The 11,956-nt window shown below is 56.7% G+C and carries 10 protein-coding genes; 6 read left to right on the top strand and 4 right to left on the bottom strand.

The features are described from left to right. Positions 1-108 precede the first annotated feature (108 nt). Entirely contained in the window at positions 109-1,416 is a 1,308-nt protein-coding gene (gene argH / locus J0X19_RS05020; protein ID WP_206982043.1) for an argininosuccinate lyase, read from the top strand. A 790-nt stretch (positions 1,417-2,206) separates the two neighbouring features. Here argH and J0X19_RS05025 read toward each other — a convergent pair. Next, positions 2,207-2,398 (bottom strand): GldL-related protein, encoded by a 192-nt coding sequence (locus J0X19_RS05025; protein ID WP_206982044.1) that lies wholly within the window; start codon positions 2,396-2,398, stop codon positions 2,207-2,209. A 205-nt stretch (positions 2,399-2,603) separates the two neighbouring features. On the opposite strand from J0X19_RS05025, the gene J0X19_RS05030 reads away from it, so the two are divergent. Next, a complete protein-coding gene (locus tag J0X19_RS05030; protein ID WP_206982045.1) occupies positions 2,604-3,554 on the top strand; it encodes an energy transducer TonB in 951 nt (316 codons plus the stop codon). Between the two features lie 81 nt (positions 3,555-3,635). On the opposite strand, the gene lpdA is transcribed toward J0X19_RS05030, so the two are convergent. Continuing rightward, positions 3,636-5,030 carry a dihydrolipoyl dehydrogenase gene (lpdA, locus tag J0X19_RS05035; protein ID WP_206982046.1) on the bottom strand — a complete coding sequence of 465 codons (1,395 nt, stop codon included), beginning with the start codon at positions 5,028-5,030 and terminating at the stop codon, positions 3,636-3,638. Positions 5,031-5,397: 367 nt separating this feature from the next. Between lpdA and J0X19_RS05040 the strand changes: the two genes are divergently transcribed. Next, complete coding sequence (locus tag J0X19_RS05040; RefSeq protein ID WP_206982052.1) at positions 5,398-6,060, top strand: tetratricopeptide repeat protein; 663 nt, start codon at positions 5,398-5,400, stop codon at positions 6,058-6,060. Positions 6,061-6,119: 59 nt separating this feature from the next. On the opposite strand, the gene J0X19_RS05045 is transcribed toward J0X19_RS05040, so the two are convergent. Further along, positions 6,120-7,361 (bottom strand): NAD(P)/FAD-dependent oxidoreductase, encoded by a 1,242-nt coding sequence (locus tag J0X19_RS05045; RefSeq protein WP_206982054.1) that lies wholly within the window; start codon positions 7,359-7,361, stop codon positions 6,120-6,122. A 162-nt stretch (positions 7,362-7,523) separates the two neighbouring features. Here J0X19_RS05045 and fabG point away from each other — a divergent pair, with 162 nt between their 5' ends. The 3 genes from fabG to J0X19_RS05060 all read left to right on the top strand — a co-directional run bounded on the left by fabG (position 7,524) and on the right by J0X19_RS05060 (position 10,359). Then, positions 7,524-8,273, top strand: a complete 750-nt coding sequence (fabG, locus tag J0X19_RS05050; RefSeq protein ID WP_206982056.1) for a 3-oxoacyl-[acyl-carrier-protein] reductase — start codon at positions 7,524-7,526, stop codon at positions 8,271-8,273. Positions 8,274-8,365: 92 nt separating this feature from the next. Beyond that, on the top strand, positions 8,366-9,004 hold the full coding sequence (locus J0X19_RS05055; RefSeq protein WP_206982058.1) for a hypothetical protein: 639 nt from the start codon (positions 8,366-8,368) through the stop codon (positions 9,002-9,004). Between the two features lie 179 nt (positions 9,005-9,183). Next, on the top strand, positions 9,184-10,359 hold the full coding sequence (locus J0X19_RS05060; RefSeq protein WP_206982065.1) for an MFS transporter: 1,176 nt from the start codon (positions 9,184-9,186) through the stop codon (positions 10,357-10,359). A 148-nt stretch (positions 10,360-10,507) separates the two neighbouring features. Here J0X19_RS05060 and J0X19_RS05065 read toward each other — a convergent pair whose 3' ends face one another. Then, entirely contained in the window at positions 10,508-11,869 is a 1,362-nt protein-coding gene (locus tag J0X19_RS05065; RefSeq protein ID WP_206982068.1) for a glucoamylase family protein, read from the bottom strand. Positions 11,870-11,956 lie beyond the last annotated feature (87 nt).

The raw sequence follows: 11,956 nt of genomic DNA on the forward strand, positions 1-11,956 counted from the left end.
GCACCACCTCAGCAACAAAGAGACGCAAAGTATTGCGTCTCTACAGCCCAACTACCTCACTCTTATAATATGTGCGAAGTAGATGCTTCGCAGTACACCGCAACACGCATGAAAATCTGGGAGAAAGGCATTGCCGTCGATAAGAAAATAGAGCAGTTCACGGTAGGCCGTGACCGGGAATTGGACGGATATTTGGCGCGGTTCGATGTGGAAGCTTCCCAGGCGCAAGCCACCATGCTGGCATCGGTGGGGTTGATTTCCGAGGAAGAAAACCAGCAACTCCAACAAGGCCTTACCGAGCTAGCCGCGCAGATAGAAGCGGGTACTTTCACTATCGACGAAAACTTCGAGGACGTGCACTCAAAAATCGAGTTTTACCTGACCGAGAAGTTTGGTGACGCAGGCAAGAAAATCCACACGGCCCGCTCCCGCAACGACCAGGTGCTAACCGCCATCCAGCTGTTCCTGAAAGACTACACCGAGCAGGCCGCCGCCCAAATTATGGCCCTCGTGGACGTGCTATTGCAAAAAGCCGAAACCCACCAAGCCGACTTGATGCCCGGCTACACCCACTTCCAGGCCGCCATGCCCAGCAGCTTCGGCTTGTGGTTTTCGGCCTACGCCGAACACCTGCTCCTAGACTTGGCCTTGCTGGAAGCCGCCCACACAGTAGCTGACCAAAACCCGCTGGGCTCCGGCGCCGGTTTCGGCAGCAGCTTCCCCATCGACCGGCAACAAACCACTCAGCAAATGGGGTTCAGCAACCTCGCCGTTAGCTCAGTGGGCGCCCAAATGCTACGCGGCAAAACCGAAAAAACCGTGGCTTTTGCGCTAGCGGGTGTGGCGGCTACTCTCTCGAAGCTGGCCTACGACCTGGTCCTATATAACAGCCAGGACTTAGCGTTTGTGGAGCTGCCGGCGGCTTTCACCACGGGGTCCAGCATCATGCCGCACAAGAAAAACCCCGACGTGTTTGAGTTGGTGCGGGCCCGCTGCAACGCGCTGCAAGGCCTGCCCACCACCATCATGCTGGCCACCAACAACCTGCCCAGCGGCTACCACCGTGACTTTCAGATTCTGAAGGAAATCCTGTTCGAGCCGATGATGCAGTTTCTCGACATCCTCGACATTCTACTATTTGCCCTGCCCCAGCTGAAAATCAAGCCCGATTTGCTGAACCAAGCGAAGTACGACGGCATTTTCTCGGTGGAAAATATCAACCAACTCATCCAGGCCGGCGTGCCGTTCCGGGAGGCGTACGTGCAGGTGGGCCAAGCCGTGGACCAGGGCCGCTACGTACCGCATCGTGAGTTTCATACCACCCACCTGGGCAGCGTGCACAACCTGGGCCTAGCCGAAATCCGGGAGAAAGTGGCGCGGGTACAGCAGCAAAGTCGGGTGCTACTGAAAAGATAGTCTGGTTGAAATAATAGCTGGATCCGGTACGTACGATGAATACCCCCTCCTGCTACAGCTGACGCACGACGGAATATCAAGGTATGCAATGCCCGTTATTCCCGAGGAAGTGGCTTGCTGTTTCATTGAATTCGAGGCCAACCCTGAAATGTGACCGAAAAAACACGAATCAGGAAACGCAGGGGCCGCGGCATTTCAACAGCTGAGGAGTTTGGAAATTCTTCCAACGCTTGTTCACTATCGAAGCCGCTGGGCCGTGTATCCTGCTTAGCCGTGACAAGTATCAGCAAGAGCTACTGGTCAAGCAATTCACTTAACCAGTAGCTCTTGCAATGGGACATGCAGCCAAATGCTGGCGCTTTTCATGAGCCTTTTTTCACTCAAAGGATAGTGAAGCGCTAATAATGTGAAAAATATTTTTCCTCATCATCAAAATCCAACTATTGCTTCTACTCTAACCAACAAGCAGTTACAACTTCTACGTCAAAAAAAGTGAGCATATACTCACTAAATATTAGTGAGCTAACACTTACTAGTTGAAAATATTTTGTAATATTGCTCCCGTTATCAGCTAATGAATCCCCCCCATCAGCTGATAACCAATTCCCACGCTCCGTTTATGCAGGTGCCGACCCCACCCCGCCTGTAAAACCTTCGGATACGGGGCAGCTAGTTCAGTCGAGTTGTTCCACAGGTACCCGAATCCAAGTAGCCGGCCGCTTCGATCTGTTTCGAGGCGACCGGCTTCTGCTTTATAGGGGTTTTGCTTTGTTCTATCTGTTTGAGGCTGCTATTCGCGCTTATCGAGGCGGTTGGCAAATTTCCAGACCACCAGTACGCCCGCCACAAACTGTACGAACAGCCCTGCCCGAATCAGCCAGTCGCTGCCAGGGTAGTGCTGCATCTTGAAAAACGCTGCCATCAGCACAAATGCCATCCCAATCAGGAGCAGGGTAATCAACAAACGATAGGAAAGCTTCATAAGGGTGCGGGGCAGCAGAATCAGAACTGAATATGCAAGGATACGGCTGGAAAACCTCATTGTTCAGCGGGGCTGGCTCTTGCTCGCTCATGTCGGCTGCGCGTGGCCAGTGTTTCGCGCATACATATAGGTACCGGGTACCCAGTTGTTTTGGGCTGCACTAGCTCAGGCAAGGAAGAAAAGAACCTTTATCTTTCCTTCCTCTATGCGCTGCATCCTTTTTCTCGCTATCTGCCTGTTAGGCAGCACTCTTATCAGCTGGGCACAAACCCATGCTGCTCCGTCCGATTCCAGCCGCAACAAGCCCTACCGGTATGAGGAAACCATGCCGGTGTTTCCGGGTGGCCCCTCCGCGCTGCTGAAGTTTCTCTCCGACAGCATGCGCTACCCTAAATCGGCGCTGCGTGACCAGGTGCAAGACAAAGTATTTATATCATTCCTGGTGAATCCGGAGGGCCGCACGACTGACATTCAAGTGAAGCAAGGCGTCCGGGCCGACCTAGACGCGGAAGCCCTGCGTGTGGCGAAGCGCCTAACGCAGGTGCAGTGGCAGCCAGGCACCCAAAACCGAAAGCCGGTTACGGTATCGTATACCGTGCCGCTTACGTTCAGCATTAACAACGGCCCCGGCGGCTTCACCGCTGATTCGCTCGACCAACTACCGGTGCCAACGTTTCTGCTGCCAGTTGCTACCTGGACCGCCAGTCGGGGCCCGCTGCCTGCTGGTAAAGGCTTGATTTATGGCAGCTGCATCCAGCGCCTAGGGTTCAGTAGCGGCGGGCTTCCGCAACATGTACTGCTTGTTGATCTTGCCACTCCCAAAGTGCTGCGGGTGATAGTGAAGCCCACTATGAAAAGCCGCAAAGAGAATGAGTTTTGCGTGGCACTGCCAGCCGGCACCTATGCGCTATATCAGTATTATTACAGCTATGGCAACGATGAGCTACGCAAACCTAGCAACCAAATAGGCACCATAGCTGCCACTCGCTACGTGTTTACAGTGCAAGCCGGGCAGCTAAACTACGTGGGCACCTGGGATTTTAGCACACCGCAACAACCCAGCTTCCGGCCCGACGAAACCGCCCTCCAGAAGCGCATCAACCCAACTTACCGCAAACTCGGCTTTGCCGATGCGGTGCTGTCCGTGCCCAAATAGCACTGCAACCACACAAAAACGCCCCGAAACCGCATGGTTCCGGGGCGTTTTTTGGGCGGCAACTGGAAGCTACCAGCTTTCCTACAAGTGAATCACTTCGCCGTAGGCGGCGGCGGCGGCCTCCATTACAGCCTCGCTCATGGTTGGGTGCGGATGCACCGACTTGATGATTTCGTGGCCGGTGGTTTCCAGCTTGCGGGCTACTACCACTTCGGCAATCATTTCGGTTACGTTCGAGCCAATCATGTGGGCACCTAACCACTCGCCGTACTTCTTGTCGAAAATGACCTTTACGAAGCCATCTTTCACGCCGCCTGCGGAAGCTTTGCCGGAGGCTGAGAAGGGGAATTTACCCACCAGCACGTCGTAGCCCTGCTTTTTGGCTTCGGCTTCGGTCAGGCCCACCGAGGCAATTTCCGGCGTAGCGTAGGTGCAGCCGGGGATGTTTTGGTAGTTGAGCGGCTCGGGGTGATGACCGGCAATTTTCTCAACGCAGATGATACCCTCAGCCGACGCCACGTGCGCCAGGGCTGGGCCAGGTACAATGTCGCCGATGGCGTAAATGCCGGGCACGTTGGTCTGGTAGTAGTCGTCGACGATGACGCGGCCTTTCTCCACCTTGATGCCCAGCTCTTCCAAGCCGATGTTCTCTAGGTTGGTGCTCACGCCCACGGCGCTCAGTACCACGTCGCAGGCAATTTGCTGCTCGCCTTTCTCTGTTTTGATGGTCACGTTGCAACCGTCGCCAGCGGTGTCCACTTTGGTTACCTCGGCGCTGGTCAGCACGTTGATGCCCATTTTCTTGAACGACTTTTCCATCTGGCGCGAAACCTCCTCGTCCTCCACGGGCACGATGCGGGGCAGGTACTCCACCACCGTCACCTCCGAACCCATAGCGCGGTAGAAGTAGGCAAACTCAACCCCGATAGCACCCGAACCCACCACCACCAGGCGCTTGGGCTGTTTTTCGAGGCTCATGGCTTTGCGGTAGCCGATAATTTTTTTGTCGTCGATGGGGAGGTTGGGCAGCTGGCGGGCGCGGGCGCCGGTAGCCAGAATGATGTGCTTGGCTTCTACCGTATCCTTGGTACCGTCGGCTTTGGTGAGCTCCACTTTGCCGGGGGCCAGCAGCTTGCCAGTGCCCATGATGGCGTCAATCTTGTTCTTTTTGAACAGGAAGTTGATGCCCTTGCTCATGCCATCGGCCACGCCGCGGCTGCGGTTTACCACGGCGTTGAAATCGAAGCTTACGCCTTCGGCCTTCAGACCATATTCACTGGCGTGGTTGAGGTATTCAAACACCTGAGCACTTTTGAGCAAGGCTTTGGTGGGAATGCAGCCCCAGTTGAGGCAGATGCCGCCGAGGGATTCCCGCTCGATGACGCCAACTTTCAGACCAAGCTGGGAGGCGCGGATGGCGGCTACGTAGCCGCCCGGCCCAGAGCCGACCACGACCAGGTCGTATTGCAATGCCATAGTGTATTCAGGTTGAAGGTGAGAATGGAGAATATAGAGTCCCGCTGCCAGCTAAGTATGCCGCCAAGGGGTCGGCAAAGATAGGCAGGCGGCGCGTCTCCCCAACAGCTACAGCCCGCCGGTAATTCCCAGGCTCGGGCCTGCGGTAGCCGAAGCCGCGCTACACCCCGTATAAAGCTTGATTTGGAGCTATACGCAGGCTCGCAGCCACTTTCACCAGATTAGCACGTATAACATATCGTAGCAAAATCTGGTGGTTTTCGTTGAAATCCGTATCTTCTACGCTCCGTTCTCCCTCCCTCTCGCGCCCCTTTGCTCTGTTATGATTTGCCGCCTGTTTTTACTTCTTTCTGCTGCCGGCCTTGTATTGACTTGCACGCAGTGTGCTACCTCCGAAAAAGAAAGATTAACTCCTGCCTCGCAGCGGGCATTTCGGCTGGAGCGGGCGGCCCCGCTGGTTATGCCGGATACCACGCCGCTGGTTACGGCCAGCGCCACGGTAGCGGCACCCGACACAGAAGTTGACCCGGCGGCAAATACCGACTATGCTGCTACTGCCCCGGAAGCTGTAGCCGTTAGCGCCCCGGCCGATGTGCGCGGCTTGCTGGCGCGGGCCAGGGCCAAGTGCCACTTAAAGGAGTATACCACCGGCATTGCCTACCTGAACATGGCCCTCCGCTTCGCTCCTACCAATGCCGATGCGTACTACCAGCGCGGCCTGACCCGGCTGAAGCTCAAGCAGTACCCCGCCGCCATTACCGATTTCACGAAGGCCACCCAATACAACCCGCAGTGCAAGGAGGCGTATTTCGGGCGCGGCGTGGCTCGAATGCAAACCCTCAATTTCCGGGCCGCCATTCCCGATTTCACGGCTGCCATCAATCTGGATGCAGAGTTTGCCGATGCCTACGAATACCGGGGCATCAGCCATGCATCGCTCAACAAGCCCACCGAAGCCAAAGCCGACTTGGCAAAGGCTTTTTCGCTCAACCCCGAGGCCGAGAAAAGCCTGCGCCGCTACACGGAGTAGTAGCACATGGCTGCGGCATAGCGCACAAAACAGTTGCGTTGCTAATCCAGCGCTTACGGTTACTTACTGCCTACCAACAGCTTGAGGTAGAAGCTAGGCTTGCGCAGCCGTTCGCGCATATCAATGTCCAGGAACATCATCGACAGGGTTTCGGCAATGGTGGGGTTGTTGGCCGCACGGTTGGCAATGAAGTTAAACAGCCATGGGTAGTTGAGCAGCCGCTGCATCACGCCACTTAGGCGTAATTCCTGCCCTAGGCGGTTGTACACGGCCTTATCGTAGCCGGCCAGAAACTGCGCGGTGAACTGCCGGGCGGCCAGAGCCCGGCCGGCCCAGTCGGCGGCGTGGCGGCCCGATACCATGGCGTGGCTGATGCCTTCGCCACTAAATGGGTCGATGAGGGAGGCGGCGTCGCCGAGCAGCAGGTAGTTGGGGCCGGAAAGCTGGCGGCGCTTCGAGCCCAGCGGCAAGCCGAAGCCGCGCACCGGCCCGAGCCGTTCGGCTGTAGCAAACCGGTCTTTTAGAGCGGGGTGCGTAGCTAGCATGTCGGCGAGTTGCTCCCGCAGGTTCACTTTGCGCTTGGATACGGCTTCGGTGAGCATGCCCACACCCACGTTGGCCTCGCCGTTGGGCAGCGGAAACACCCACAGGTAGCCCGGCAGAAAGTCCTGGATGAAGTGCAGCTCGATGAAATTATCAGGATGCAGCCCAGTTACGCCTCGGTAGTAGGCCCGCAGGCCGGCGCAATGGTGCGCTGGCTCCAAGGCGTGGCCCCCAATCTGGCGGGCAAATGTGGATTGGGCACCGTTGGCTACCAGCAGCAGCCTGGCTAGCACTACGGGGGCACCAGTACCGTCTTTGAGCAGCCAGCGGCCATCAGGCTGCTGCTCGTGCTGGCTGATTTCGATGCCTTCGCGCAACTCGATTTCGGGGCGGCGGCGCACTTCTTCTATCAGAAAATTATCGAAGTCGATGCGCTTGCTGATGTGGCCGGCGGCTTGGTCGGCGGCGGGGTTGTAGCGCGGCTTGAACGGCACCGATAGGCGGCGGCCGTTGGGGGCGTAGAAGTCGATACCCCACGAAGGCAGCTGTATGGGCGCAACTTCCAGCTGGGCTGGCAGGCTGACACCGATCCGGCGCAGCTCGGCCAGCACTTTGCCGCTGAGCGCATCACCGCACACTTTGTCGCGCGGGAACGTGGCGCGGTCGAGGAGCAGGCACGGCTGGCCGGCATTGGCGAGGTGCAGCGCCGCCGTGGCACCGCCGGGGCCGGCGCCCAGAATACAGATGTCGACTTCCACGCGGTGGGTTTTGGTTGGTGGTTTTTGGTTTTTTGCGCCTGATTGGCAGATTTCCAACTACGAAGATGGCAACTTGCCGACAGTTGACGGGCAGATTCGCGCGGCCACTCTTCAAAAAACCAAAAACCACCAACCAAAAAACCAAAATCCTATCTTCGCCCCATGACTAAACTGCTCGACGGAAAAGTGGCCCTCATTACGGGTGCCTCCAAAGGAATCGGCCGCGCCATTGCGGTGCATTTCGCCCAACTGGGCGCTCAGGTGGCTTTCACCTACCTCTCCAGCGTGGAGAAAGGCCAGCAGCTCGAAGAAGAGCTGGCCGCCCACGGCACCAAAGTGAAAGGCTACCGCTCCGATGCCTCGGTGTACGCGGAGGCTGAAAAGCTGGTGGAAGACGTGGTAGCCGAGTTCGGCAAGCTGGATATTCTGGTCAACAACGCCGGTATCACGCAGGATGGCCTACTGATGCGCATGAGCGAGCAGCAGTGGGACCAGGTAATGGCCGTTAACCTGAAATCGGTGTTCAACCTTACCAAAGCCGCCACCAAGCCCATGATGCGCGCCAAAGCCGGCAGCATCGTAAACATGACCTCGGTGGTCGGTATCAAAGGCAACGCCGGCCAAGCAAACTATGCGGCTTCAAAATCGGGCATTATCGGCTTCACGAAGTCGGTGGCGCTGGAACTGGGCTCGCGCAATATCCGCTGCAACGCCATTGCGCCGGGCTTCATTGAAACCGAAATGACCGATGCCCTCGACCAAAAGCAGGTAGATGAGTGGCGCAAGGCAATTCCGCTTAAGCGCGGCGGCTCGCCCGAAGACGTAGCCAAAGCCACCGCCTTCCTCGCCTCCGACAACAGCAGCTACATCACCGGCCAAGTGTTGCAGGTGGATGGCGGCATGCTGACGTAGAACTTATCTACCGGAACTGTCATGCAGAGGCGCAGCCGAAGCATCTCGCGTGCTAACGTTGCAGTAACTAATATCAACTTGAGTTGAAAAGAGTGAAACCAACTCAATCAAATCTTAACAACAGCCAATACTGGCTTACCGCTTTCTTACTGATTCCGGTAATCTGTTCCATGCAGTTCGGCAGTGCGTACACTGTGGATAAAGGAATGAGCGTGCTTTACAGTGGCTTAGCGGGAGGAGTAGCGGGTGCGATTGGTATTGCTTGCTATTACTTCACTGAAAAACGCAAACCTATATTCCGTCTTGCAGTATTAATGATGCTAGCTGTGGTTGCGGCACTACCCACGGTCTTTTTGCCGCATCCTGATGCACTCATGAGTAAAGACGGTGTCAAGTATTCCACTTGTCCCATCTGTGGCTATGTCGCTTACAGGTCACAAGAAAAGTCCTGCGACAACTGCGGTATAGAGTTGACTGAAGATGAAATGCGTCAAGCAGGTATATCTACTTTGGACTCACTAATTAATTTGGAACAAAGTTTTTACTTTATTCCAGACGATGAAAAGATGGCTATTGATTTCAATCAGCCCACTATTTCGGAAGACGGATACCTATTGGATAAGTCATGGAGTCCTACTATTTCCAAAGCTGCTGTTGAAAAGCAAGCAACTTATTACTACGAATTCAGGAAGAAATATCCTGTTAAGGTTCAAGTAATAAAGAAGCAATGATTATCAGCTTAGTGAGAAGATAGAAGTGCTGCGCCTCTGCATGACGTTCTTTCGGCTTATCGTCCGCTTTTTTCAAACAACATTCCAACGTGTCGGGTTGTGTAGGCTTCCATTAGGGGCCTGCGCGGCCCGACACGTTTTCTATTGCGCCTCTTCCTGAACGCGCAAACAACCCCTCCATGAAATCAAAACTAGCACTGGTTCCCCTCACGCTGGGCGGGTTCGGCATCGGCATGACGGAATTCGTCATGATGGGCATTCTGCCGGATATTGCCAAGGCCATGCACATTACCATTCCGGCGGCCGGGCACTTCATTTCGGCGTATGCGCTGGGCGTGGTGGTGGGGGCGCCGCTGCTGGTGGCACTTACCGTAAAAATGCCGCCCAAGCGGATTCTGGCTTTGCTGATGGCCTTGTTTGCTTTTGGCAACGGTTTGTCGGTGCTGGCTTCCAGCTACCACCTCATGCTGCTGACCCGGTTTCTGTCGGGGCTGCCGCACGGCGCGTTTTTCGGGGTAGGCGCGGTGGTAGCGGGGCGGCTGGCCGAGCCGGGCAAAGAGGCGCGGGCCATTTCGATGATGTTTGCGGGCCTGACGTTTGCCAACATCATCGGGGTGCCGATTGGCACGTATCTGGGCCACAACTACGGCTGGCAGATTCCCTTTGTGCTGATTGTGGTGGTGGCCTCCCTCACGGTACTGAGTGTGTGGCGTTGGTTACCGGTGCTGCCCGCCAAGGAAACCAACTTGCGGCAGGAGTTTCAGGCTTTCAGGCACTTAGAGCCCTGGATGATTATCGGCATCACGATTCTGGGCAACGGTGGCTTTTTTGCGTGGTTCAGCTACATCGTGCCGCTGTTTACGGAAGTGGCGGGGTTCAGCAACAACGCCGTTACGTTTCTGATGGTGCTGGCGGGCGTGGGCATGTCGTTGGGTAACCTGCTGGGCGGCTGGCTCACCGACCGAATGTCGCCGCTACGGGCTACCACCTGGCTGCTGCTGGCCATGACGGCTTCGCTGCTGCTGGTTCCGCTGGCGGCGCAGCATCAGGCAACTACCATTCTCATCACCATGCTGACCGGGGCGCTGGCTTTTTCTACGGCCGCCCCCATCCAAATGCTGATGATCCGGTCGGCGAAAGGCTCGGAGATGCTGGCGTCCTCCTTGAGCCAATCGGGCTTCAACACCGGCAATGCGCTGGGCGCGTATTTGGGCGGCTTGCCCATTGCGGCGGGCTTGGGCTACACTTCGCCCGATTGGGTGGGCGCGGCTTTGGTGCTGAGCGGTATTGCGTTTTGCGTGGCGCTGGTTTTCCGGCGGCGTAACAAGGTTAGAGTGCAACTGGCTCTTCAGTAGCGTTCTAACGGGGCCTCACCCCCGGCCCCTCTCCCGTGGAGAGGAGTGCGTTCAACGGTCAGCAAATAACAATTCGTCGGGCTCCCCCTCTCCTTTTCATGTCGCGCATCAAGCGAGTGTAGGGGACTGGAGGTTGAGGTTCCGTTTGTTACTTTTTCAGCTGCGGGCTCTCGAAACCAAGCTTATTAAGGCCCCGCTGCACATCGGGGCTGCTCATGAACAGCTTCCAGAGCAGGCCGGTCCGGTGGTTTTCTATCATCACTACAATGGGGCCCTGGTCGATGGCGAGGTGCGACTTGGCGTACCAGTTGTGGTGCTCACTGAAGCCGTCCACAAAGCCGTACTCGCTCCAGATATTGTCGCCAAGGTCGTTGTAGAAGTGTTTCAGCGCGGCCATTGATTCCTGCGGCGCATAGGGCATGGCCGACAGGGCGGCGGTGGGCGAAATCACGCCCAAATCTTCGCTGGGCGAGTGGGCGGCGTAGCCTTTGTAGCTGTCGGAGGCAGTGAGGCCCCAATTGTTGGGGCCATAGCCTTTGTATTTCTTGGGGTTATCGACGCAGTAGGCGTAGTTGATGCGGGTATGGGCCTGGTTTTGCTGCATGTAATCGGCGTACTGGTCTTTGAGGCCGCGCGGGTCGAGGCCCATGAACGAGTAGTGCGAGAAGAACAGCGGCCCGCCGTAGTCGAAGCCCAGCGGCAGCTTGATTTTGTAGAACTCCTTGCCGTTTTTGAAGTAGTCGCCGGTGGCCCAGCCCTGGTCGTACACTTTCTTATCAATAGCGTATTTCGGCGACGACGCGGCCAGCACGTAGGTAATCAGGCACTCATTCCAGCCGTGAATCTGGTGGTTCATGCTCCAGCCGTTGTTGGGGCTCCAGTGCCAGTACAGCACATTCTGGCCGCCTTGGGTGTGCCAGTTCCACTCCACGTTTTCCCACATCCACAGAATGTGGTTGCGCACGTCCCGCTCGGTTTGGGTTTCCTGGGTGAAATACTGGCGGGCACAAATCAGGCCCTCAAACAGAAACGAAGTTTCCACCAAATCGGCCCCATCATCCTTCTGGCTGAACCGGATGGTCTTGCCCGTCGCCCCGTTCAGCCAGTGCGGAAACACCCCGTGAAACGAATCGGACTTCTCCAGAAACTTCACGATTTTGAGGATGCGCGTGGCGGCCTGCTCTCGCGTAATCCACTTGCGGTCCGCCGCCACGATAATGGCCATGATGCCGAAGCCCGTGCCACCAGTCGTCACCACCTCGTCGCCGTAGTCGAAGGACCGGTTGCTTCGCTCCCGCGCCATGCCGGACACCGGGTGCCCGAAGTCCCAGAAGTAGCGGAACGTCTGGCGCTGCACCTGGTCGAGCAGCTGCTCGTCGGAGAGGTTACGGGGGCGTTGCTTGGCGTTGAACTTGGCGGTGGCAGCCGGTGCTTTTTTGGCAGCGGGCTTTTGCTGCGCGAAAAGCAGGCCGGGCAGCAGCAGGCAGAGGAACAGGAGGTATGGTTTCATAGCGTACGAAAGAACCTCACCCCCTAGCCCCCTCTCCTCGGGGAGAGGGGGGACTAGCTTTAGAGCTAGACTTAGTAAGAGAGTAAG

It is taken from the genome of Hymenobacter telluris (genome assembly GCF_017313265.1).
Lineage (GTDB): Bacteria > Bacteroidota > Bacteroidia > Cytophagales > Hymenobacteraceae > Hymenobacter > Hymenobacter telluris.